Annotated in this window: 22 protein-coding genes; 11 read left to right on the top strand and 11 right to left on the bottom strand. The window is 71.9% G+C overall.

The genetic code is table 11. From position 1 onward, the window contains the following. The first annotated feature begins 4 nt into the window (after window positions 1-4). Window positions 5-1,087, top strand: coding sequence for a Zn-dependent alcohol dehydrogenase (locus tag ACIQPR_RS28060; protein ID WP_403653681.1), 1,083 nt, complete (start codon window positions 5-7; stop codon window positions 1,085-1,087). A 64-nt stretch (window positions 1,088-1,151) separates the two neighbouring features. On the opposite strand, the gene ACIQPR_RS28055 is transcribed toward ACIQPR_RS28060, so the two are convergent. Next, the gene (locus tag ACIQPR_RS28055; protein ID WP_403653678.1) at window positions 1,152-2,072 is read right to left on the bottom strand and encodes a DMT family transporter; all 921 of its coding nucleotides are present in this window, start codon (window positions 2,070-2,072) and stop codon (window positions 1,152-1,154) included. Between the two features lie 50 nt (window positions 2,073-2,122). Beyond that, window positions 2,123-2,794 (bottom strand): TetR/AcrR family transcriptional regulator, encoded by a 672-nt coding sequence (locus ACIQPR_RS28050; protein ID WP_403653675.1) that lies wholly within the window; start codon window positions 2,792-2,794, stop codon window positions 2,123-2,125. Window positions 2,795-2,856: 62 nt separating this feature from the next. Here ACIQPR_RS28050 and ACIQPR_RS28045 point away from each other — a divergent pair, with 62 nt between their 5' ends. The 3 genes from ACIQPR_RS28045 (at window position 2,857) to ACIQPR_RS28035 (ending at window position 5,021) form a co-directional block, all read left to right on the top strand. After that, entirely contained in the window at window positions 2,857-4,008 is a 1,152-nt protein-coding gene (locus tag ACIQPR_RS28045; RefSeq protein WP_403653672.1) for an acyl-CoA dehydrogenase family protein, read from the top strand. Window positions 4,009-4,069: 61 nt separating this feature from the next. Beyond that, on the top strand, window positions 4,070-4,315 hold the full coding sequence (locus tag ACIQPR_RS28040; protein ID WP_403653669.1) for a YiaA/YiaB family inner membrane protein: 246 nt from the start codon (window positions 4,070-4,072) through the stop codon (window positions 4,313-4,315). Between the two features lie 82 nt (window positions 4,316-4,397). Further along, on the top strand, window positions 4,398-5,021 hold the full coding sequence (locus tag ACIQPR_RS28035) for a TetR/AcrR family transcriptional regulator (protein WP_403653667.1): 624 nt from the start codon (window positions 4,398-4,400) through the stop codon (window positions 5,019-5,021). A gap of 42 nt (window positions 5,022-5,063) precedes the next feature. On the opposite strand, the gene ACIQPR_RS28030 is transcribed toward ACIQPR_RS28035, so the two are convergent. Further along, window positions 5,064-5,525 (bottom strand): MaoC family dehydratase, encoded by a 462-nt coding sequence (locus ACIQPR_RS28030; RefSeq protein WP_403653664.1) that lies wholly within the window; start codon window positions 5,523-5,525, stop codon window positions 5,064-5,066. Window positions 5,526-5,647: 122 nt separating this feature from the next. Between ACIQPR_RS28030 and soxR the strand changes: the two genes are divergently transcribed. After that, window positions 5,648-6,157 carry a redox-sensitive transcriptional activator SoxR gene (soxR, locus tag ACIQPR_RS28025; protein WP_403653661.1) on the top strand — a complete coding sequence of 170 codons (510 nt, stop codon included), beginning with the start codon at window positions 5,648-5,650 and terminating at the stop codon, window positions 6,155-6,157. A gap of 23 nt (window positions 6,158-6,180) precedes the next feature. Here soxR and ACIQPR_RS28020 read toward each other — a convergent pair whose 3' ends face one another. The 3 genes from ACIQPR_RS28020 to ACIQPR_RS28010 all read right to left on the bottom strand — a co-directional run bounded on the left by ACIQPR_RS28020 (window position 6,181) and on the right by ACIQPR_RS28010 (window position 9,048). After that, window positions 6,181-7,248, bottom strand: a complete 1,068-nt coding sequence (locus tag ACIQPR_RS28020; RefSeq protein ID WP_403653658.1) for an RNA ligase (ATP) — start codon at window positions 7,246-7,248, stop codon at window positions 6,181-6,183. An 87-nt stretch (window positions 7,249-7,335) separates the two neighbouring features. Continuing rightward, complete coding sequence (locus ACIQPR_RS28015; protein WP_403653655.1) at window positions 7,336-8,073, bottom strand: 3-keto-5-aminohexanoate cleavage protein; 738 nt, start codon at window positions 8,071-8,073, stop codon at window positions 7,336-7,338. Between the two features lie 36 nt (window positions 8,074-8,109). Continuing rightward, window positions 8,110-9,048: a hypothetical protein gene (locus ACIQPR_RS28010; RefSeq protein ID WP_403653652.1), complete on the bottom strand. Its 939-nt coding sequence runs from the start codon at window positions 9,046-9,048 to the stop codon at window positions 8,110-8,112. 238 nt (window positions 9,049-9,286) lie between these two features. Here ACIQPR_RS28010 and ACIQPR_RS28005 point away from each other — a divergent pair, with 238 nt between their 5' ends. Further along, window positions 9,287-10,078 (top strand): G1 family glutamic endopeptidase, encoded by a 792-nt coding sequence (locus ACIQPR_RS28005; protein WP_403653650.1) that lies wholly within the window; start codon window positions 9,287-9,289, stop codon window positions 10,076-10,078. Window positions 10,079-10,223: 145 nt separating this feature from the next. On the opposite strand, the gene ACIQPR_RS28000 is transcribed toward ACIQPR_RS28005, so the two are convergent. Next, window positions 10,224-10,826, bottom strand: coding sequence for a hypothetical protein (locus ACIQPR_RS28000; RefSeq protein WP_403653647.1), 603 nt, complete (start codon window positions 10,824-10,826; stop codon window positions 10,224-10,226). Between the two features lie 221 nt (window positions 10,827-11,047). Here ACIQPR_RS28000 and ACIQPR_RS27995 point away from each other — a divergent pair, with 221 nt between their 5' ends. Then, window positions 11,048-13,828, top strand: coding sequence for a penicillin acylase family protein (locus ACIQPR_RS27995; protein ID WP_403653645.1), 2,781 nt, complete (start codon window positions 11,048-11,050; stop codon window positions 13,826-13,828). Here the strand turns inward: ACIQPR_RS27995 and ACIQPR_RS27990 are convergent. Continuing rightward, window positions 13,817-15,181, bottom strand: coding sequence for a serine-threonine protein kinase (locus ACIQPR_RS27990; protein ID WP_403653643.1), 1,365 nt, complete (start codon window positions 15,179-15,181; stop codon window positions 13,817-13,819). The two genes, ACIQPR_RS27995 and ACIQPR_RS27990, sit on opposite strands and share 12 nt — an antisense overlap. An 81-nt stretch (window positions 15,182-15,262) precedes the next feature. After that, entirely contained in the window at window positions 15,263-16,486 is a 1,224-nt protein-coding gene (locus ACIQPR_RS27985; protein WP_403653640.1) for an exo-beta-N-acetylmuramidase NamZ domain-containing protein, read from the bottom strand. 125 nt (window positions 16,487-16,611) lie between these two features. Between ACIQPR_RS27985 and ACIQPR_RS27980 the strand changes: the two genes are divergently transcribed. From ACIQPR_RS27980 to ACIQPR_RS27970, 3 genes are read left to right on the top strand one after another with little or no spacing between them, the layout of a single operon-like run. Further along, on the top strand, window positions 16,612-17,376 hold the full coding sequence (locus ACIQPR_RS27980; protein WP_403653637.1) for an SDR family oxidoreductase: 765 nt from the start codon (window positions 16,612-16,614) through the stop codon (window positions 17,374-17,376). Continuing rightward, window positions 17,373-19,040 carry a class I adenylate-forming enzyme family protein gene (locus tag ACIQPR_RS27975; protein WP_403653634.1) on the top strand — a complete coding sequence of 556 codons (1,668 nt, stop codon included), beginning with the start codon at window positions 17,373-17,375 and terminating at the stop codon, window positions 19,038-19,040. The genes ACIQPR_RS27980 and ACIQPR_RS27975 overlap by 4 nt, the downstream gene beginning before the upstream one ends. Window positions 19,041-19,066: 26 nt before the next feature. Then, complete coding sequence (locus ACIQPR_RS27970) at window positions 19,067-19,660, top strand: TetR/AcrR family transcriptional regulator (protein WP_403653632.1); 594 nt, start codon at window positions 19,067-19,069, stop codon at window positions 19,658-19,660. A gap of 12 nt (window positions 19,661-19,672) precedes the next feature. On the opposite strand, the gene ACIQPR_RS27965 is transcribed toward ACIQPR_RS27970, so the two are convergent. Together ACIQPR_RS27965 and ACIQPR_RS27960 are read right to left on the bottom strand one after the other, a co-directional pair. After that, window positions 19,673-20,380 carry a response regulator gene (locus tag ACIQPR_RS27965; RefSeq protein WP_403653629.1) on the bottom strand — a complete coding sequence of 236 codons (708 nt, stop codon included), beginning with the start codon at window positions 20,378-20,380 and terminating at the stop codon, window positions 19,673-19,675. Further along, window positions 20,377-21,990 carry a sensor histidine kinase gene (locus ACIQPR_RS27960; protein ID WP_403653626.1) on the bottom strand — a complete coding sequence of 538 codons (1,614 nt, stop codon included), beginning with the start codon at window positions 21,988-21,990 and terminating at the stop codon, window positions 20,377-20,379. Before ACIQPR_RS27960 ends, ACIQPR_RS27965 begins: the two co-directional genes overlap by 4 nt. Before the next feature lie 541 nt (window positions 21,991-22,531). Here ACIQPR_RS27960 and ACIQPR_RS27955 point away from each other — a divergent pair. Continuing rightward, window positions 22,532-23,098: a hypothetical protein gene (locus ACIQPR_RS27955; protein WP_403653623.1), complete on the top strand. Its 567-nt coding sequence runs from the start codon at window positions 22,532-22,534 to the stop codon at window positions 23,096-23,098. Window positions 23,099-23,110 lie beyond the last annotated feature (12 nt).

The following is a 23,110-nucleotide window of genomic DNA, read 5'->3' as shown; positions in this document are numbered from 1 at the left end:
TCACATGGTTCGCGCAGCCGTACTGCCCGCCGTGGGCGCCCCGCTGGAGATCACCGAGATCGTCCTCCCGGACCCCGGCCCCGGCCAGGTCCGCATCCGCCTCGCAGCCGCCGGGGTCTGCCACTCCGACCTCTCCCTGACCGACGGCACCATGCGCGTACCGGTCCCGGCGGTCCTCGGCCACGAGGGCGCGGGCACGGTCCTGGCCGTGGGGGAGGGCGTCACCCACCTCGCACCCGGCGACTCCGTCGTCCTCAACTGGGCGCCGTCCTGCGGCACTTGCCACGCCTGCGCGCTCGGCGAGGTCTGGCTGTGCGCCAACGCGCTCAACGGCGCCGCCGACGTCTACGCCCACCGCGCCTCGGACGGCAGCGACCTGCACCCCGGCCTGAACGTCGCCGCGTTCGCCGAGGAGACGGTCGTACCGGCCGCCTGCGCGCTCCCCCTCCCCGACGGAATCCCGTTGACGGACGCGGCACTTCTGGGCTGCGCCGTCCTCACCGGCTACGGCGCCGTCCACCACTCGGCGCGGGTGAGGGCGGGCGAGACGGTCGCGGTGTTCGGCGTCGGCGGAGTGGGACTCGCGACCCTCCAGGCGGCCCGGATCGCGGGCGCCTCGAAGATCGTCGCCGTCGATGTCTCCCCGGCGAAGGAGGAGTTGGCGCGCGCGGCCGGAGCGACGGACTACCTGGTCGCCACGGAGGACACGGCCCGCGAGATCCGCGCCCTGACCGGGAAACAGGGCGTCGACGTCGCCGTGGAGTGCGTCGGACGCGCGGTCACCATCCGCACCGCCTGGGAGTCCACCCGCCGCGGCGGACGCACCACGGTCGTCGGCATCGGCGGCAAGGACCAGCAGGTCACCTTCAACGCCCTCGAACTCTTCCACTGGGGACGGACGCTGAGCGGCTGCGTCTACGGCGACTCCGACCCGGCGAAGGACCTGCCGGTGCTCGCCGAACACGTGCGGGCCGGACGCCTCGACCTGGGCGCGCTGGTGACGGAACGGATCGAACTGGCCGGGATTCCGGCCGCGTTCGAGAACATGACGGCGGGGAAGGGCGGACGGGCGCTGGTGGTGTTCTGAACCGGCCTGGTCTTCCGAACCGGCCTGGCCTTCCGAACCACCCTGGCGTTCCGAACCGCCCTGCCTACGGCACCTGTTCGGGCTGCGGCGCGTCCGGCGCCGCGGCCCGCTCGGCCTTCGCGCGCGGCCGGGACCGCGACACCGCCACACCCGCGAGACACAGCGCCCCGCCCGCCAGGGTGAGCGGCCCCGGCACCTCGCCGAGCGCCAGCCACGACATCAGGACGACCAGCGCAGGCACGGCGTACGTCGTCGCGCCCATCCGGCTGGCGGTCGTACGGGCGAGGGCGTAGGCCCAGGTGGTGAAGGCGAGGGCGGTCGGGAAGACGCCCAGGTAGACCATGTTGAGCGTGGCGGAGACGGGCGCGTCGGCGGCCTGCCCGACGAGCTGCCCCATGAACGGCAGGCACAGCACCGCCCCGACGAGACACCCGAACGTCGTCACCTGGAGCGCGCTCGCACGGCCCAGGGCCGGCTTCTGCGCGACGACCCCACCGGCGTACGCGACCGCCGCGAGCAGGCACAGCACCACACCGAGCACCGACGAGCCGCCGTCGCCCGACATCGACAGGCCCACGGTCACCGCGCCCGCGAACGACACCGCCATCCCCGCGAGCAGCCGCGGCGGCATCGCGTCCCCGAGCAGCCGCGAGCCGAGCAGGGCGATGAGGATCGGTCCGACGTTCACGACCAGGGCGGCGGTACCGGCGTCGACCTGCTGCTCGCCCCAGTTCAGGACGACCATGTAGAAGCCGAACCAGAGCGCGCCCGAGACCGCGATCCCCCGCCACGCGGACCGGGGCGGCAGCCCTTCCCGCCGTACCAGGCAGAACACCCCCAGCGTCAGCGCGCCGCTGGTCAGCCGCCCCAAGGCCAGCGCGCCCGGCGAGTAGGCGGCCCCCGCGCTCCGGATGGACACGAACGCGGAGGCCCACAGCACGACGGTGACGGCGGCGGCCGCGGCGGGGCGCAGGGAGTTCTTCATGCCCCGAGGCTAGGCGCGCGCGGGGCGCTGCCGCTGGCGGAAATCGGACGTCAGGGCGCGGGTGCGGCAGGCGACGTAACCTCCCCGCCGCGCCGCAGCTCCGAGAACTGTCCGGCCAGCCCGTCGAGCAACGCGGCCAGTCCCACCTCGAAAGCCCGCTCGTCGATCTTCTCCTGCTGCTCGGCGAGCAGGTGCGCCTGCCCGAGGTGCGGATAGTCGGCCGGGTCGTAGGCGCTCTCGTCGTCCACGAACCCCCCGGCGAACGACCCCAGCGCCGACCCCATCACGAAGTACCGCATCAACGCCCCGATCGACGTCGCCTGGGCCGGCGGCCACCCCGCGTCCACCATCCCGCCGTACACCGCGTCGGCGAGCCGCAAGCCCGCGGGCCGCCGTCCGGGGCCGGTGGCCAGCACGGGCACGATGTTCGGGTGGTCGCGCAGCGCCGACCGGTAGGAGACCGCCCAGTCGTGCAGCGCGGTGCGCCAGTCGCGGCCGTCCTCGAACATCGACAGGTCGACCTGCGCGCTGACCGAGTCCGCGACCGCCTCCAGGATCTGGTCCTTGGTGCGGAAGTGGTTGTACAGCGACGGCCCGCTCACCCCCAGCTCGGCGGCGAGCCGACGCGTGGAGACGGCCGTCAGCCCCTCCGCGTCCACCAGCGCGCGGGCCGTCTCGACGATCCGGTCGGTGCTGAGCAGGGGCTTGCGCGGTCGGGCCATGGCGCACATAGTAGGGCTGCGGGACCGAAACTAGCAGTGCTAATTTAATGGGGTGGCGCAGGATGGACCTGGGACTGAGCGAGGAGCAGGAGGCCGTACGGCGGCTCGCCAAGGACTTCGTGGACCGCGAGATCGCCCCGCACGTCGTCGCCTGGGACCGCGCCGAGGACGTCGACTGGTCGATCGTGAAGAAGCTCGGCGAGGTCGGCTTCCTCGGACTGACCATCGACGAGGAGTACGGCGGCTCGGGCGGCGACCATCTCGCGTACTGCCTGGTCACCGAGGAACTCGGCCGCGGCGACTCCTCCGTGCGCGGCATCGTCTCCGTGTCGCTCGGCCTGGTCGCCAAGTCGATCGCGGCCTGGGGGAGCGAGGAGCAGAAGCGGCGCTGGCTGCCGGGGCTCACCTCCGGCGAGTACGTCGGCTGCTTCGGCCTCACCGAGCCGGGCACCGGTTCCGACGCGGGCAACCTCACCACCCGGGCGGTCCGCGACGGCGACGACTATGTCGTCAACGGCACCAAGATGTTCATCACGAACGGCAGTTGGGCCGATGTCGTGCTGCTCTTCGCCCGCTCGACGGACGCGCCCGGCCACAAGGGCGTCTCCGCCTTCCTCGTCCCCACCGACACACCCGGCCTGACCCGCCGCACCATCCACGGCAAGCTCGGCCTGCGCGGCCAGGCGACCGCCGAACTGGTCCTGGAGGACGTGCGCGTCCCCGCCTCCGCCCTGCTCGCGCCCGAGGGCAAGGGCTTCTCGGTCGCCATGTCGGCGCTGGCCAAGGGGCGGATGTCGGTCGCGGCGGGCTGTGTCGGCATCGCCCAGGCGGCGCTGGACGCGGCGGTCCGGTACGCCGGTGAGCGCGAGCAGTTCGGGAAGCCCATCGCCCACCACCAGCTCGTCCAGGAACTCATCAGCGACATCGCCGTCGACGTGGACGCGGCCCGGCTGCTGACCTGGCGGGTCGCCGACCTCGTCGACCGCGGGCTGCCCTTCGCCACCGAGTCCTCCAAGGCCAAGCTCTTCGCCTCGGAGGCGGCCGTGCGCGCCGCCAACAACGCGCTCCAGGTGTTCGGCGGCTATGGCTACATCGACGAGTACCCGGCCGGGAAGCTGCTGCGCGACGCCCGCGTGATGACCCTCTACGAGGGCACCAGCCAGATCCAGAAACTCCTCATCGGGCGTGCGCTGACGGGCGTTTCGGCGTTCTGAGTACGGGAGTTGAGTATCCGAGCGGATGCCGTGGGGGCCGTAGCAGCCGATGCTCGTCCCCATGAGTGAAGCATCGGGCAAACCGCAGAACACGGCCGCCTTCTACGGCCAGGCCGTCGCGTCCTTCGCCGTCGCCATCGCGGCGACCGCGATCGGCATCTTCAAGCTCCAGGCCGACGCCTGGGTGCGGGCCTTCCTCGCGATCGCCGTCCTGTATCTCGTCACCTCCTCCTTCACCCTCGCCAAGGTGATCCGGGACCGGCAGGACGCGGCACGCGGCACCTACAACCCGTTCGAAAAGCTCTGAGCGGCGGGACTAAGCGCTCGCTCAGGTTGGGCGGTATGGTGGAACCCTGGCCGGCGAAGGCATCGAGAGGGGTTCACGAAGGATGAGTACGGCGGAGGAGACGACCGCGGGCGACCCGCAGGCCTGGGCAGAGGTCACGCCCGACGCGGCCCGGCGGCTGCTGATCGCCGCCGTGGAGGCCTTCGCCGAGCGCGGCTACCACGCGACGACCACCCGGGACATCGCCGGCCGCGCCGGGATGAGCCCGGCCGCGCTGTACATCCACTACAAGACCAAGGAAGAGCTGCTCCACCGGATCAGCAGGATCGGCCACGAGAAGGCCCTCGACATCCTGCGGACGGCGGCGGCCCGCGAGGGCAGCGCCGCCGAGCGGCTCGCCGACGCGGTCAGCTCCTTCGTCCGCTGGCACGCGGGCGGCCGTACCACCGCGCGGGTCGTGCAGTACGAACTCGACTCGCTCGGCCCGGACGCCCGCGCCGAGATCCTCGGGCTGCGCCGGCAGGTCGACGCGGAGGTCCGCGGGATCGTCGAGGACGGGGTCGCGGACGGCTCCTTCGAGGTGCCGGACGTGAAGGGCACGACGTTGGCGATCCTGTCGCTGTGCATCGACGTGGCGCGCTGGTTCAGCCTCGACGGCCCGCGGACGCCCGACGAGGTCGGCGCGCTGTACGCCGACCTCGTGCTGCGGATGGTGGGCTCCAAGTAGCCGTAGCCGCCCGGGAGTTGTCCGCTTCCGCTCGGTGGTGGTTCAGAGGTAGTAGCGGGACACCGACTCGGCCACGCACACCGGCTTGTCGCCGCCCTCGCGTTCCACGGTGAAGGCGACGGTCACCTGGACGCCGCCCGGTACGTCGTCGGCGCCGGTGATCGTCGCGGTGGCGCGCAGCCGTGAGCCGACCGGGACCGGGGCGGGGAAACGGACCTTGTTCGTCCCGTAGTTGACGCCCATCTTCACGTCCTCGACCTTGATGAGCTGCGGTCCGAAGAGGGGCAGCAGCGACAGGGTCAGATAGCCGTGCGCGATGGTCGTGCCGAACGGTCCCGCCGCCGCCTTCTCGGGGTCCACGTGGATCCACTGGTGGTCGCCCGTCGCCTCGGCGAACAGGTCGATCCGCTTCTGGTCGACCTCCAGCCAGTCGGTGTGGCCGAGTTGCTCGCCCACCGCCGCCTTCAGCTCGTCCACGGACTTGAAGATCCTCGGCTCTGCCATGTCACGGGCCCTCTCGTAGCGCTGTGTATCGCCCTCTATGTCTAAGCAACTGCTTAGCATGGTCGGGGTGCGGGCCCCTGTCAACGGACCGGAGGTGTGACGCGCTGGGTAGGCTCTGGCAGGTGCCCCAGATCCCCGAGAAGATCCATGAGCTGACCGTCGGCCAACTCGCCGCCCGCAGCGGCGCCGCCGTCTCCGCCCTGCACTTCTACGAGGCCAAGGGTCTGATCAGCAGCCGCCGCACCACGGGCAACCAACGCCGCTACACCCGCGACACCCTGCGCCGGGTCGCCTTCGTACGGGCCGCCCAGCGCGTCGGCATCCCGCTGGCCACGATCCGCGAGGCGCTCGCCGAACTCCCCGAGGAGCGCACCCCGACCCGCGAGGACTGGGCCCATCTCTCCGAGACCTGGCGCTCCGAACTCGACGAGCGCATCCGACAGCTCAACCGCCTCCGCGACCACCTCACCGACTGCATCGCCTGCGGCTGCCTGTCCCTGGACACCTGCGTCCTCTCCAACCCGGACGACGTGGTGGGCGAACGGGGCGCGGGCTCCCGCCTGATGACAGAACCGGGCACCCGCAAGCCCCGGGGCGGGGCGGCGGAGCCCGGCCCCGGGGGACGTGACTGAGGGCCGCGCCCGCCCCCGTGTCGTCACTCGTACTCGGTGCCGCCCTTCCGGGTCAGATAGGCCGGGCTCACCGCCTTGGCGATGGCTCGGCCACCGGTGACGGGGCTGTACCGCTCCACCGCCGGGCGGATCACGACGCCCTCCCGGAGATGCGCGCTCCGCCCGGACACGGTTTCCCGGCCGCTCGCGAACTCCAGCACCCGCTCGATGTCGTACGGGCCCTCGTGCAGGCGTGGCACCAACGGCAGCTCCCCGGCGAGGAGTTCCGCCGCGTCCAGCCAGCGCACCGTGCCGTCGATGTCGGCGCAGACGTCGAACACGGCGTAGCCGAGCGTGTCGCGGCGGCCGTCGGCGCCGTAGGTCAGGTCCTGGACGCCCGCGCCGTAGACCTCGCCGAAGACGCCGATCCGGCGCGCGCCGAGCCGTTCGGCGAGGCGGGCGGCGGCCTCGGGGACGCCGTGGCCGCGTACCGCCCGCCAGTACAGGTTGCGCGGATCCTCTTTCAGGGCCAGGGACTTGGCGCCGAAGCCCTTCGAGGAGACCTGGACGCGGCCGTCCTCGGCGAGGTACGTGAGCAGACAGGCCGAGCCGTGCAGTTTCTCGGTCAGGACCACAGCCTCGCCCGGTTCGAAGATCCCCGGAAACCGCTGGATGTTCTCGATGTCCACCCAGGGCAGCAGATCCGGCGCGGACTCGACGTCCCCGTCCATGGTGGGCGGGACCGGCGGCACCCACTTGACGATGCCGAGCAGTTCCGCGAAGTCGGTGCCGTCCAGGGCGGCCCGGGCCAGATCCACGTCCGCGAGCGCCCTGGGCCGGCACACGATGCCCTGCGACAGCTCACCGCGCAGCCGTACCGCCCTGACCCGGTCGGCGTCGCTCCCCGCGAGGCGCCCGGTCAGCCCCAGCTCCTCGATCAGCGCCGCCGGGAGCACGGCCTGCTCCGGGATGTAGACGGCCGTGTCACCGGTGCGGTACACGCCCTTGGCGACGACGGCCCGGTACAGGCCGACCTGGGCCAGTTCGAGGGCGTCGGCGTTCGGGTGTTCGTGGACGGTCAGCACTTCGGCGGTGACGCGCAGCGTCGACATCGGTGACTCCTCGGGTTCCTCAGGTGTGTTTCATCGCCCCCAACTCTCCTGATCCGAAACCGGGTTGAGCGAGTGGAATTCCGACTGCTAGGCGTGGCGCCGGAAATGGTCCCGGCATCCGTACCGGACCAACGCCTCGCCGACCAACTGGGCGTTCGACAGCGCCCGTTCACCGGTCGGCAGGAGCAGGGTGTCCTCCAGGCCGATCCGGGTCGCCAGGCCCAGCCGTCCCGCCAGTCGGAGCACCGGCCAGGCGCCGTCCTCCTCGCCGTGCAGCAGGACGGGGCGGCCGTGGCCGGTGTCCAGCGCGGTGAGGAGGTCACGCGCCGACGCCTCCGCCGTGTCCGGGTCCCGGTCGGTCACCTCCGCGAGGACCCGCAGGACCCGGGAACGCAGCGGTGAGAGCGCGAAGCGGGCGGCCCCGTCCGTGCCGGACCAGATGCCGGCCTCCACGCCGACGCCCCGGTCCAGCAGCGCCGCCGCCACCTCCTCGGCGCCGGGCTCGTGCCAGTTGACCGAGGCGTGGTCGGGCAGCACGGTCCAGCCGCGCACCCGCTCCAGCCGGGCGGCGGGGTCCGGCTCGGCCCAGGCGCCGGTGGTCACCCCGACCGGCACGGTCACCCGCGCCCGTACGGCATCGAGCGTCACCGCGAGGACGTGCGGCGACAACGTGTCCTGCCCGCAAGGGGACTTGGGGTGCAGGTGCACCTCCGTCGCCCCCGCCGCGACAGCCTCCGCCGCCGCCTCGGCCATCGCCCCCGGCGAGAGCGGCACCATCACTCCGTCGGCGGCCCCGCGGGCCCCGTTGAGACAGACCTGCACCATGACTCGATGGTGCCACCGGGCACTGACAACGCCCGCTCACGCCCACACCCACCGGATCCCGACCCGGCAGGGCCCCACCCCCAGTGCCACCGCGTGCACCGACCCCGACGCGTCCATCCGCAGCCGTTGCTCCCTGGGCCGCGCGGCACCCGCGCGGGGGCCCAGGCCGTTCGTGCGGAACGAGTAGCAGGCGCGCGGCAGCGCGCCCTTCGCGAACCGGACCTCCAACAGGTGCTCGCGCATCGGCACATGGATGGCCGTCTCGGCGCGCAGTGAGTACGGGAGCGGGTCCCGGTGCTCCACCGTGTAGTCGACGATCACGGTCTCGGCGCGCGCGAGCGGGCGGTCGAAGAGCAGTTCCGCGGCCACCAGCCCCTCGGCGGGCAGTTCGACGACGGTGCCCAGCCGGGCCGGGGCCGCCGGGCGGAACCGGGGCAACGGGCCGGGGGCGTCGAGGCGGTACAGGGCGATCCAGCGGTCCGCGCCGTCCGCCTCGGCGCGCAGCAGCCGGCGGCTGGTCAGCGAGCGGACGCTGCGGTCGGCGGCCACGTCGACCCGGTTGTGGCAGCTGAGCCGGGTCAGGCTGTCGTCCCAGCGGGTGTCCAGCGCGGCGAGCGTGCCGGTGAGGTCGTGGTGGTCCGACCAGACCCGGGCCAGATCCGGATGGTCGGCGACCGGTGGCAGCCAGCGGCCCCGCGGCCGGGGCGGGCCGAGCAGTCCGGTGAGCCCGCCGGGCGGCAGCCGCAGGACGTCCTCCAGTACGGTCAGGGCGGCCAACGACCGTTGCCGCTCGGGCTGGTAGCGCCCGGACTGCCAGGAGCTGAGCGTCGCCGACGCCACCGGCGTACCGCGTCGCAGCAGCCGGTCCTGGATCCGGTCCAGGCTCAGTCCGCTGGCCGCGATGGCCGCGCGCAGGGCCTCGTGGAACGGCATCGACCCGGTTGCGGACGTCGCGTACTCCGGTCTGGATGTCACGTACTCCAGCTCAGGTCAGGGCGGCCGTGGGGCGGAAGGCCGTTGCCCTGAAGTTGGGCCAGTCTTGCCCGGCGATTGATCAAATTTGAATGAACCTGTCAGATTTCTCAGTTGTTGCGCCGTCAATTCCCTCAAGACTGAAGGGCCTTGACCGTCTTGCCATGCTCATGAGGCCTCGCGGAAGCTGCTGTCCACTGCCGTCACGGCAGGCCCCCCACCCCTCGAATGACGGAGAGTCATGTCCCCGAGATCTTCCGCCGGGTTCGTTCTCGTCACCGCCGCGGCCCTCACCGCCGCACTGGCCACGCCCTCGCTGGCCGCCTCGAACACCCCCGCCCAGCTCACCCAGGCCATAGCGAGCCACGAGAGCCACGCCCTGCGCGGGCTCGCCCGGCCGGGCGAGGTCAACGCCACCGTCTCGTCCACCAACTGGTCCGGCTACGCGGCCACCGGCTCGACCGGCGCCTACACGTCCGTGACCTCGGCGTGGACCCAGCCGAGCGTGAGCTGCGGCTCGGCCACCACGTACTCCTCCTTCTGGGTCGGCCTCGACGGCTACAGCAACTCCGCGCTGGAGCAGACCGGTACGGAGGCCGACTGCATCGGCGGCAAGGCCACCTACGGCGCCTGGTGGGAAGTGCTGCCCGCCTCCGAGAGCGCGTACTCCGGTGTCACCGTCAAGGGCGGCGACAAGTTCACCGCGACCGTGACGTACACCGGCTCCACCTTCACCATGACCCTCGCGGACTCCACTCAGGGCTGGACCAGGACCACCACGCACGCGGGCTCGTCCGGCTTCAAGAACGCCTCCGCCGAGGTCATCGCCGAGGCCCCCGAGGTCGGCGGCTCGGTCGCGAGCCTCGCGAACTTCGGCACCGTGACCTTCACCGGCGCCAAGGCCAACGGCAGCAACCTGGACACCTACTCGCCGAACGAGATCGTCATGACGAAGAGCAGCGGCTCCACCGTCCGGGCGCAGCCGGGCTCGATCTCCGGCGGCAGCTTCGCCGACGTCTGGAAGGCCAGCTGACGCCTGCCGCGCACCGCTTCGGGGCTGTCGACGGATCTCCGTCGGCAGCCTCGGCCGTTGCGACAGCAAGGGCAAACGGGCCCGGTCGAAAAGGGGGTGCGGCATCCCCGGCGCACCCCTGGCGCCCTTCTTCGGCCGCCCCGGTTCAGGCGGACATCAGCAGCCGTCCGCGCCTGGCGCAGGCCAGGGCCTCGGGGGTGAGCACCGGACGCGGGACGACGATGCCGCAGTCGGTGCAGACCGGGCCCGAGGACGGTTCATGGGCCAGGTCGTACCTCCACAGGAGGCGCTCCCCGGCGCAGACCGGGCACACGGAACCCGGTTCGCGCTCCAGGGCGGCGATCAGCCGTCGCAGCACCTCGGCCAGTGGTTCATCGGGGTGGAGCCGGGGGTCGTCGCACCAGGCGACACCGAAGCCGCCCCAGGTCAGCCGGTGCCAGTCGTCCACGCTGCCCGGGCGGCGCAGCCCGTCGTGCTTCTCCTTCTTACGGCGCTCGGCGAACTGCACCTCGTAGGCGAGCCAGACCTTGCGCGCTTCCTCCAACTCGTCCAGTGCGGCCACGAGCCGCGCCGGGTCGGGGGAGCGGTCCTCGGGTCCGAACCCGGCCCGGGAGCTCAAGTGGTCCCAGGTCGCCCTGTGCCCATAAGGGGCGAAACGCTCCAGGCACTTGCGCAGCGAGTAGCGCCGCAGCGCCAGATCGCACCGAGGGTCTCGCACCTGTCTCGCCAGACTCCGGAAACCGGCCATCGCCCTGCACCTCCGTCACACCTGCACCTGTACTTCGGTCACCTCGGCGTCGTCGTACGGACGTCGCCGAATAGACGTATCGACAAGCGATTTGGCTCCATCCGATTTCCGATGGCCCCCATAAGCCGCGGCTGCTCATCCAAAACTTGACGCATGTTCATCTTCAATCTCGGGGATACCGGCGGTAACGTCCGGCCACACCCCCGTCGGTAGGAGCCGCCATGCCTCGGCGCACCCCACGTAACTTGCTCGACAGACTGAGAACTCCCGGCAGATTCCCCGGGTTCCTGAAGGCCGCATCCGTATGCGCCCTCATTGCCGCTCTTTTGTCTCCCCTTGCCCAGGGAACGGCGACCGCCGCCGCCTCGAACGACTACTGCGGCGGCCAGTGCTCGGACATCCTCCCGGCCGGCGAGAACGGCAACGCGACCCTCGCCCAGATCCTGCTGAACCAGGCCTTCGGCACTCAGCCCAGCCACGCCGAGGACCAGCTCGGCCCCTACGCCAACCTGGCCACGGGCGCCTCCACGCTGACCGACGCGAAGATCAACACCTTCTTCAACGACGCCTCGTTCGGGGTCGCCTCCGCCAACGTCGCCTCGACCGAGAGCCCCGGCGGACGCACCGATGTGACCATCGTCCGCGACAAGGCGACCGGTGTGCCGCACATCACAGGCACCACGCGCTACGGCACCGAGTACGGCGCCGGCTACGCGGCGGCCGAGGACCGGCTCTGGCTCATGGACGTCTTCCGGCACGTCGGACGCGGCCAGCTCACCACCTTCGCCGGCGGTGCCGCCTCCAACCAGGGCCTTGAGCAGGAGTTCTACCGCAACGCCCCCTACACCGAGGCCGAGCTCCAGTCCCAGATCGACAACGCCGTCGCCAACAACGGCGCCCGCGGCCAGCAGGCCCTCGCCGACGCCAACGCCTATCTGGCCGGCATCAACGCCTACATCGACGCCTCGGACAGCGGCCGTTACTTCCCCGGCGAGTACGTCCTCACCGGCCACAAGGACTCGATCACCAACGCCGGCACGATCGACCACTTCAAGATCACCGACCTGGTCGCGCTGGCCTCCGTCATCGGCACCCTGTTCGGCTCCGGCGGCGGCGGCGAGGTCAACAACGCGATCTCCCTGCTCGCCGCCCAGGACAAGTACGGCGTGGAACAGGGCACCAAGGTCTGGGAGTCCTTCCGCGAACGCAACGACCCCGAGGCCGTGCTCACCGTCCACAACGGTGAGAGCTTCCCCTACGGCACCAAGCCCACCACCGCCCAGGGCGAGGCCCTGCCGGACGCCGGTTCGGTGAGCACCGAGCCGCTCGTCTACGACGCCACCGGCACCGGCGCCGACCAGAGCGCGAGCGCCGCCTCCGCCGCGGCGACCGCCACCGCCCTCAGCTCCGCCAAGCGCGGGATGTCCAACGCCCTCGTGGTGAGCGGCAAGTACACCGCGAGCGGCCACCCGATCGCCGTCTTCGGACCCCAGACCGGTTACTTCGCACCGCAGTTGCTCATGCTCCAGGAGATCCAGGGCCCGGGCATCAGCGCCCGCGGCGCCTCCTTCGCCGGCCTGAGCATGTACGTCGAACTCGGCCGCGGCCAGGACTACTCGTGGTCCGCCACGACCTCCGGCCAGGACATCATCGACACCTACGCCGTCGAACTCTGCCAGGACGACTACCACTACCTCTTCCACGGCACCTGCACGCCCATGGAGGAGGTCGAGCAGACCAACTCCTGGAAGCCCACCACGGCCGACTCCACCGCCGCCGGCTCGTACACCATGAGGGTCTGGAAGACCGAGTACGGACCCGTCGAGTACCGGGCCACCGTCGGCGGCACGAAGGTCGCCTACACCACCCTGCGCTCCTCCTACATGCACGAGGTCGACTCGATCATCGGCTTCCAGATGCTCAACGACCCCGGCTACGTGACGAGTCCGCAGACCTTCCAGGCCGCGGCCCAGCACATCAACTTCACGTTCAACTGGTTCTACGCCGACTCCCAGCACACCGCGTACTACAACAGCGGCAACAACCCGGTGCGGGCCAGCGGTGTCGACCCCGAGTTCCCGGTCTGGGGCCGGGCCGCCTACGAGTGGCAGAACTGGGACCCCACCACCAACACGTCGGACTACACCCCGGCCTCCGCGCACCCCAACTCCATCGACCAGGACTACTACATCTCCTGGAACAACAAACAGGCCCTCGACTACACGACGTCCAGTTGGGGCGACGGGTCCGTCCACCGGGGCAACCTCCTCGACGACCGGGTCAAGAAGCTCGTCGCGGCCGGCGGTGTCACCCGGTCCGCGCTGGTGAAGGCGATGTCCGACGCCTCGCTCACCGACCTGCGCGCCGAGGACGTCCTGCCCGACCTGCTGAAGGTGATCAACAGCAGCACGGTCACCGACACCACCGCGGCAGCCGCCGTCACCAAGCTCCAGACCTGGCTGACCGCGGGCGGCAAGCGCACCGAGACCTCGGCCGGGTCCAAGACCTACGCCAACGCCGACGCCATCCGGATCCTGGACGCCTGGTGGCCGCTGCTGGTGAAGGCCGAGTTCCAGCCCGGCCTCGGTGACACCCTGTACACCGCGTTCACCAACAACCTGTACATCGACGAGTCCCCGTCGGCCGCGCACGGTCCCACCGGATCGCACGCGGGAAGCTCCTTCCAGTACGGCTGGTGGAGCTACGTCGACAAGGACATCCGCTCGGTGCTCGGGCAGACCGTGGCGGGACCGCTGGCACAGCAGTACTGCGGCGGCGGCAGCCTCAGCGCCTGCCGGGACATCCTCATCAGCACGCTGAAGACGGCGTCCGGCACCAGCGCGTCCACCGTCTACCCCGGGGACTCCCTGTGCTCGGCGGGCGACCAGTGGTGCGCCGACTCGATCGTCCAGCGCACGCTGGGCGGCATCAAGCACTACAACATCAGTTGGCAGAACCGGCCCACCTTCCAGCAAGTGGTGGAGTTCACCTCACACCGGTGACGCCGTAGCGGCGGTGGGCCGGCCGATCCGGCCCGCCGCCAGCACCACCCGGGCCAGCTCCGGGTGCACGATGTCGCTGTGCGCCCCCATCGGGGCGCCGCCGTGGCACACCACCGCGCAGGCGTCGACGTTCACACAGCCCGACGTGGGCAGCGGTGAGCCCAGGGCCTCGGCCAGGCTGAGCGCCGGGGTGCCGGGCACCGCCCGCACCCCGTCGTGGCCCATCGCGCCCCACTTGTCGCCCAGCACCCGGTCGATCTCGAACGCGGCGAACGAGCGGTCGTCGTCCGCCATCCGCGAGGCCAGCGGATAGATCGTGCCGAGCGCCGAGTCGAAGTGCGAGTAGCAGCACACCAGCGGACCGTCGACCCGGTTCTGCTGACCTTGCAGCACCCCTCCGGTACGCGCGTCGTCCGGCAGCCGGGACGCGAACGCGTAGTGCGAGAAGGCCCCTTGGAGCAGGGTCACCGACTTGACCGAGTGCACCCCCTCGGGCAGCCCCCGGAGCGCGAACGACACCAGGCGCCCGCCGAAACTGTGCCCCACGAGATGCACCCGCACCTGTGGCGCCGCCTCCGCGAGCCGCCCGATCGCCGGACCGAGCCCCCGCTCGCCGACCGTGCCCGCGCGCCGCTTCATCGCGAAGTACGAGGCCTGCCGCAGCAGCTCCCGCGCCCCCTTCCAGGGGTTCGGCAGTGTGAACTGCTCCCCGGTGCCCGGCGGTTGGGGCGACGCGAGATGCTCCAGGGCCTGCGCGAACTGGTCGCAGACCTCGGCCGTGCAGCCGGCGGCCAGCATCCGCGGCTCGTTCTGCGGCAGCCCGCCCGTCAGCGTGTCGGCGTCGAACCGCGCCTGCGGTCCGGCCGGCAGCACCTCCACGAGCGTCCGCACCAGCCGCCCGAACTCCTCCAACTCGGCGTCCTGGGAGTGCTCTTGGTCCAGCATGCGGGCGATCTGGCCGACCAGTTCCGCATGGCCGGGGAAGGCGTCCAGGAGGACCTGCCGGGTGTCGTCGTCGAGCACCGGAGCCGCCGCCGGCCCGGCCACCGCGGCCGGATTGTGCGGGAAGTCCGGGATCGGCTGATCCGGGAACTCCATCGATGGCCAGATCACGCCCACGTACCCGATGCGGGCCTGCGGCGCGAGCTTCGGAATCGGCGCGAAGAAGCGGCTGTAGAGATGCGTCGCACCCGCCCGCTGGGTGTTCCAGCCGTGCGAGAAGACGATCAGGTCACCGATCCCGCGCTGCCGCACCTCGCGCAGCAGCCGATCGCATTCCCCCTGGTCGACGTCTCCGTCGGCGTCGAAGGTCAACTCCCAGTACGGGCTCACACTCATCGCCGGATCCGCCATGACCGGCCTCCTCGTCCCCCGGAGCGGCTAGCTGTGGGCGCATCGTCCCGCTACCGGTGAAGATTGGCCATACGTCACGACTCACTTGTAGAGGAGGTATTCAGTTCGAATCCTCTGGAACACCCGCAACTCCTCCTGCCACTGGGCCACCACCTCGTCGGTGCCCGCGCCCGCGTCGATCGCCGTGCGCACCCGCGCCGACCCGGTGAGGCTGTCGATCCAGTGGTCCGAGCGCCAACCGAAGCCGCTCCAGACCTTCTTGGCGGTCACCAGCAGCGCGATCCCGGTACGGACGGGGTCGAACGCGGCCCGGTCGTGCACATGGATCTGTACCCCGCCGACCGTCCGCCCCTGGAACTTGGAGAACGTCGGCGCGAAGTACGCCTCCCTGAAGTACGCCCCGGGCAGCCCGAGTTGATTCACCGCCGCCGCCCAACGGCCGTCGATCCCCTCGGCGCCCAGCAGCTCGAAGGGCCGGGTGGTGCCGCGCCCCTCGGACAGGTTCGTCCCCTCGAAGAGGCACGTCCCCGCGTACACGAGCGCGGTGTCCGGCGTCGGCATGTTGGGGCTCGGCGGCACCCACGGCAGCGACCGGGTGTCGTAGAACTCCGACCGCTGCCAGCCCGTCATCGGTACGGTCTCCAGCGGCACCGGTGTGCCGAGGAACTCCCCGTTGAACAGCCGTGCCAGCTCGGCGACCGTCATCCCGTGCGCCTGCGCGATCGGCTGCCGGCCGACGAAGGTCGCGAACTCCCGGTGCAGGACCGGGCCTTGGGCGGAGCGGCCGGTCACCGGATTGGGGCGGTCGAGCACGACGAAGCGCCTGCCGGCGAGTCCGGCCGCCTCCATGCAGTCGTACAGGGTCCAGATGTAGGTGTAGAAGCGGGCGCCGACGTCCTGGATGTCGTAGACGACGGTGTCCACGGCGGAGGCCCTGAAGACGTCGGCGAGTTGCCGGCCCCGCTTCAAGTACGTGTCGTGGACCGGGAGTCCGGTGGCCGGGTCGGTGGAACGGCTCTCGGAGCCGCCGGCCTGCGCGGTCCCCCGGAAGCCGTGTTCGGGGCCGAAGACCGCGGTGAGGTTCACCTGGGGGCTCGCGTGCATGACGTCGACGATGTGGCGGGCGTCCCTGGTGACGCCGGTGGGGTTGGTGACGATGCCGACGCGCTGGCCGTGCAGCTGGGCGTAGTCGTGCGCGGCGAGTTGTTCGAAGCCGGTGCGCAGCGCGGCCTTCCGGGGCCGCGGTGCCGGAGCGAGGGCCGCCGCCGGGGGCGCCGCCAGGAGGGTTCTTCTGGTGAGGGGCATAGCGGCACCGTAGGGGCAGCCGCAGGTCACGGCCCGTAGGCGAGGACGAGGACATCGGCCCTTCCGGTGTTACATACCGACCGGTTAGTCTGGCTGGGCAGTGGAGCCGCAGTCGAAGGAGACCGATGGTGGAAGCCGTTCAAGGTGCCGGGGTGGTCGTCACGGGGGCCGGGGGTGGTATCGGAGCCGCGCTCGCGCGGCGGTTCGCCGCCGAAGGGGCCCGGGTCGTCGTCAACGATCTGGACGGCGAGCGGGCCAAGGCCGTCGCCGACGAGATTGGCGCCGTCGCCGTGCCCGGGGACGCGTCCGCCGTCGTCGGGGACGCCAGGGACGCGCTCGGCGGCACCGTCGACATCTACTGCGCCAACGCCGGGCTCGGCTCCGGCGGGTCCGAGGCCGCGGGCGAGCAGGTGTGGGCGCAGGCCTGGGACGTCAACGTGATGGCCCATGTGCGGGCCGCGGAGGCGCTGATCCCGGGGTGGCTGGAGCGGGGGGAGGGACGCTTCGTGTCCACCGTGTCCGCCGCGGGGCTGCTCACCATGATCGGGGCCGCGCCCTACAGCGTCACCAAGCACGGCGCGTACGCCTTCGCCGAGTGGCTCTCGCTGACGTACCGCCACCGCGGGATCAAGGTCCACGCGATCTGTCCGCAGGGCGTCCGCACCGACATGCTGGCCGCCACCGGCAGCGCGGGCGACCTGGTGCTCCGGCCCACCGCCATCGAGCCCGAGACCGTCGCGGACGCGCTGATGGCAGGCATCGAGCAGGAGCGCTTCCTGATCCTGCCGCATCCCGAGGTCGCCGGGTACTACGGTCTCAGGGCCACCGAGCCGGACCGCTGGCTGACCACCATGAACCACATCCAGCAGAAGTGGGAGGCCGGGGAATGACCGACTCCCGCTACGCCGCCAAGCCCTGGACCAGCCTGCTCGACGAGGCCCAGCGCGGGCCCGTCAGCCCCGACGACTCGCTGGTGCACGCCCTGCGGCGGGTCGTCGCCCAGACGCCCGACCGCACCTTCCTCACCTACTTCGACGGCCGGCTCAGCTACCGCGAGGTCGACGAGCTGAGCGACTCCGTCGCCGGGTACCTCGCCGCGCGGGGACTGGAGCACGGCGACCGGGTCGCCGTCCTGTTGCAGAACTCGCCGCACTTCGTCCTCGCGCTGCTCGGCGCCTGGAAGGCGGGCGCGATCGTCGTGCCCGTCAACCCGATGTACAAGTCGGGCGAGGTGACCCACGTCCTGCGGGACGGCGAGGTGACCGCCCTGATCTGCTCCGACCGCGCCTGGGAGTCGTACCTGCGGGACACGGCGGCCGAGTCGCCGGTGCGGATCGTGCTCACCGCCTGCGAACTCGACTTCCAGACCCGCGACGACACGCGCGTGCTCGCCTTCGAGCGGCTTCCGCAGGCCGAGGACGCGGCCGATCTGGTGGCCGTCGCCGAGGAGGGCCGCGAGGCGCCCGACGTGCCCGCCCCGGTGCCCTCCGGCATCGCCCTGATCAGCTACACCTCGGGGACCAGCGGTGCCCCCAAGGGCGCCACCAACACCCACGGCAACATCCTCTACAACGCCGAGCGCCAGCGCACCGGGCTCGGACTGCCCGACCCGCCCGTGTACTTCGCGCTGGCGCCGCTCTTCCACATCACCGGGATGGTGTGCCAGCTCGGCGCCTCGCTGGTCAGCGGGGGCTCGCTGGTGCTGGCGTACCGCTTCGAGGGCGGGGTGGTGCTCGACGCGTTCGCCGAGCACCGGCCGCACTACACGGTCGGCCCGTCCACCGCCTTCATGGCGCTCGCCGCGCACCCGGCCGTCACCCGCGAGCACTTCGCGTCCTTCCGGAACATCTCCTCCGGCGGCGCGCCGGTACCGCCCGCCCTGGTGGAGAAGTTCCGGGCCGGCTTCGGGCCGTACATCCGCAACGGCTACGGCCTCACCGAGTGCACCGCGCCCTGCGCCTCCGTGCCGCCCCAGCTGGAGGCACCCGTCGACCCGGCGTCCGGGACGCTGGCCGTGGGCGTGCCGGGACCCGACACCGTCGTACGGATCGTCGACGACCAGGGCGACGAGGTCCCCTTCGGGGAGCAGGGCGAGATCGTCGTACGCGGGCCGCAGGTCGTGCCCGGGTACTGGCGGCGCCCCGAGGCCACCGCCGAGACCTTCCCGGACGGTGAACTGCGCACCGGGGACATCGGGTTCATGGATCCCGAGGGCTGGCTGTACGTCGTCGACCGCAAGAAGGACATGATCAACGCGTCCGGCTTCAAGGTGTGGCCGCGCGAGGTCGAGGACGTGCTGTACACCCATCCGGCGGTACGCGAGGCGGCCGTCGTCGGGGTACCGGACGGGTACCGGGGCGAGACGGTGAAGGCGTACATCAGTCTCCGCCCGGGTGCCGAAACCGACCCGGATGAATTCGCCGTGTACTGCAAGGAGAGACTGGCCGCCTACAAATACCCGCGTCAGGTGGAGATCCTGCCCGAGCTGCCGAAGACGGCGAGTGGGAAGATCCTCCGGCGGGAACTGCGTTCCCGGTCGCACGACAGCGAGTGAACACCTAGGAAAGGCAGGTGGCGGCAGTGCCGAGGACGACCGACGGGGACGGGGCTCCCGTCCCGCAGCGGCTGCTGGCCGCCGCCACCCGGCTCTTCGCCGAGCAGGGCTACGACCGCACCTCGGTGCAGGAGATCGTCGAGGCCGCGGGGGTCACCAAGGGCGCGCTCTACCACTACTTCGGCTCCAAGGACGACCTCCTGCACGAGGTGTACGCGCGCGTGCTGCGCATCCAGCAGGAGCGCCTGGAGGTGTTCGCGGGCGCCGACGAACCGGTCGACAAGCGGCTGCGCGCGGCGGCGGCCGACGTCGTGGTGACGACGATCGACAACCTCGACGACGCGTCGATCTTCTTCCGGTCCATGCACCACCTGAGCCCGGAGAAGAACAAACAGGTGCGCGCCGAGCGCCGCCGCTACCACGAACGCTTCCGCGCGCTGGTCGAGGAGGGCCAGCGCGAGGGCGTCTTCTCCACCGCGACCCCGGCCGACCTGGTCGTGGACTACCACTTCGGCTCGGTCCACCACCTGTCGACCTGGTACCGCCCCGGCGGCCCGCTCAGCCCCCAGGAGGTCGCCGACCACCTCGCCGACCTGCTGCTGCGGGCCTTGAGGCCCTAGCCGCCGGATCCGCTACGGCTCGACGGCGGGCCCCGTCGGTCCAAGGCCCGCCTCCCGGGCCCAGGCCGCCGCCTCCGCGCGGTCCGCGACGCCCAGTTTGGCCAGCACCGCCGACATGTGGTTGCTGACCGTCTTGGGGGACAGGCCGAGCCGGGTGGCCACCGTCGAGTTGGGGCGGCCCTCGGCGATCAGGGCGAGCACGTCGCGTTCGCGCGGGGTGAGCGTCGGGCACGGGTCGGGCCGGTCCGGCGGGGTGCTGAGCCGGCCGAGCACCCGCCGGGCGACCCCGGGGCCGAAGATGGCCTCACCGGCGGCCACCGCCCGGATCGCCCGGACGATCTCGTCCTGGCCCGCGCCCTTGAGGACATAGCCCAGGGCGCCCGCCCGCATCGCCGCGAACACCGAGTCGTCCTCCTCGACCATGGTGAGCATCAGCACGGCCACCCGGGGCGCCACCCGGCCGATCTCCCGGGTCGCCTCGATGCCGTTCAGCTCGGGCATCCGGATGTCCATCACCACCACCTGCGGACGCAGCGTCACCGCCGCCCGCACCGCCTCCCGCCCGCTCGCCGCGACCCCGACGACCCGCACCCGGGGCGATCCGTCCCGCACGGACTCCAGCAGCGCGGCCAGCCCGGTCCTGACCACCGGATGATCGTCGGCGAGGACGACCCGCAGCGCGTCCTCGTCGTCCCCGCCCCCGGGTTCCCGTCCCGTCACATCGCCTCCCCCAACGGCAGCGTCGCCACCACCCGCCCGTGCCCCGCCACGCACCGGCCGCCCAGTTCGGCCGCCCGTTCCTGCATCGACGTGATGCCCACCCCCGGTGTCCACGCGGTCTCCTCGGCCGCGGGCCGGCCGTCGTCGCGCACCTCCAGGCGCAGCCCGTCGCCGATCTCGATGCTCAGGTCCACCCGTGAGGCACGGGCGTGCCGGGCCGCGTTGGTCAGCGCCTCGACCGCGATGCGGTACGCGGCCACCTCCACGGCGGCGGGCAGCGCCGGCAGCCGCTCGGGTGCCTGGACCCGCACCTGGAGCGGGCTGCCGTCCGCCCGCCAGGACAGCCGTACCGCGCGCTCCCGCAGCGCGCCCAGCAGCCCCAACTGGTCCAGGTCCGGGGGCCGCAGGCCGTCCACCAGGCGGCGCACCTCCGCGACCGCGCCGCCCACCTCGGACCGCAGCTCGGCGAGCAGTGTCGCCGCCCGCTCCGGGTCGAAGGCCAGCAGATTGCGCACGGCGTCCGCCTGGAAGGCGGCTCCGGCGAGGGTCGGTCCGAGCCCGTCGTGCAGATCGCGGCGGATCCGCCGCCGTTCCTCCTCGCGCGCGGCCACGATGCGTTCGCGGGAGTGCTGCAACTGCCGGGTGAGGTCGGTGGCGTGCAGCGCGGCGGCCAGCGGTACGGCGAGCAGCTCCAGGACCGCGAGGTCGGCGGTGTCGGGCTGCTGTTCGCCGGGCCGCAGCCCGATCACCAGCGCGCCGACGGTCCGGCCGTCGTAGTCCAGCGGCAGGGCGTGGATGCGTTCCCCCGGCTCGCCCCAACTCCCGTCCGTCAGACCGGGCTTCGATTCCACACAGACGTACGGCAGCCGCAGCGCCTCGCCGACCGCCTCCGGGACCGCGTCGACGCCGGTGCCGGCCAGCCGTTCGCCGATGCGGGAGACCGCGCGCACCGGGTCGTGCCGGTCGCCGTAGAGGGCGTGGCCGACCAGGCGTTGCAGGAGGCGGCGGGCCGGTTCGAAGACGACGGCGAGGGTGACGGTGATCAGGGCCGGGCCGAGCAGCGCGGGGTCCGGGTTCAGGAGTGCCTGGGCGGAGGTGACCAGGCCGACGTAGGCGACTATCACGCCGACGGTGAGCGCGCCGTAGAGGAGGCTGCGGGAGACGACGAGGCGGATGTCGAGGAGTTCCTCGCGGACCACGGCGATCATGATGGCGGCCGGCAGGAACAGGGTGCAGCACGAGGTGTAGACGGCGGGGAAGCCCAGGATCTGGAGGGCCACGCTCAACGCCAGGGGCAGCATGCCCGCGATCAGCCACAGCAGCCTGCGACGGTCCTGCTCCCCGCCACGCCGGTGGCGCACGGTCATCACGGCGAACACGGCGGCCAGCACCAGGCAGGCCTTCGCGGTCTCCAGGTCCCGCAGGGCCGGCATCCACCCGTCCGGCACCGGAAGGTAGGAGGGTTGGGCCGGAGTGCCCCGGAACAGCCCCCAGTCGTCCCGCGCCCAGATCGCGAAGTCCAAGGGGGCGGACAGGAGTTGGGCGGCCAGGGCCCAGCGCCAGCGGCGGTCGGGCAGCCGGCCGTCGGGGAACAGGAAGAACACCAGCACGAACGCCGTGGAGCTGGCGAGGATCCAGGTGTGGCGCCCGGCGGTCGTGACCGCGTGCAGCAGCTCCGGCGGCCAGCCCGATCGACAGGCCGGTGAACGCGTGGCCCAGCCCGTAGGCGATCAGCAGCCATCCGATCGGGTTGCGCGGCCGGTGCAGCGCGATCACCGTGCCGCAGACCGGATAGGCGAGGCCGACCGCCAGGTCGACGACCATGTCGTAGCGGACCAGGTCCGCGACGGGGACCCCGGCCACCGCCAACGCGACCGCCCCGGCGGCCACTTGGAGCGCTGCCAGCCCCAACAGCAGGTATGCGGCGGCCGTGTGGGGCCGGGTGCGCCCGTCGCGGTCGTCCATGCGTCCCATCGTGGGGGCGCGGCGCCCGGGTGTCATGGGAACGCTTCCCGGACCACCCGGGAGAGGTCCCCGGCGTTGCCCGGGGCCTTCCCCTCAACTCCCGGCCCCCGGCGCCGTGATGCTCGTACCAGCACCACGGCGGGCACACCGCCGGACCGACCGACAGGAACCAACGGGGGAAACACCATGCTGTCAACGAAGCGGCGCCTGACCGGCGTCGTCCTGGGCTCCCTGCTCGCCCTCGGCGGCACGGCGGCGGTGCCGGCCGCCGCGCAGCCGTCGACGCGGGCCGCGTGCGGCATCGCGGTCAACGAGCCGCACATCTACCAGCGTTGGAACGCGCTCGGCGGGGCCGGCGGCCGGCTGGGCTGCCCGACCAGCGGCACCCGGGACGTCTACCTGAACAACGTGTACGCGGGCAAGCGCCAGTACTTCGCCTACGGCACCGCCACCTGGTCACCGCGACAGGGCCCGAACATGGTCGTCGCCGCGTGGGAGGACCAGGGCTACGCCTACTTCAACTGGGGCACGACGGGCCCGCAGAACCGCTACGACTCGTTCCTGGTCCGCTGGACGAGCGCCTCCGACCCCGGCGGCACCCAGCGGGAGTTCGGCGGCGGCACGTCCGGCCGCATCCGGGTGCTGGAGCGGAACACCGGCGCCTACGTCTTCATCGTGGAGGGCTGCCACGTCGGCGTCTTCGGCCACAGCTGCCCGCAGGGCTGGACGCTGAAGGCGAGCACGCCCAACTGACCATCACCTCGG

The sequence above is a fragment of the Streptomyces sp. NPDC091280 genome (assembly GCF_044768565.1).
In the GTDB taxonomy this organism is placed as follows: Bacteria; Actinomycetota; Actinomycetes; order Streptomycetales; family Streptomycetaceae; genus Streptomyces.
Note: the sequence above shows the minus strand (reverse complement) of the source record. Positions and strands in the feature narration are given on the sequence as shown.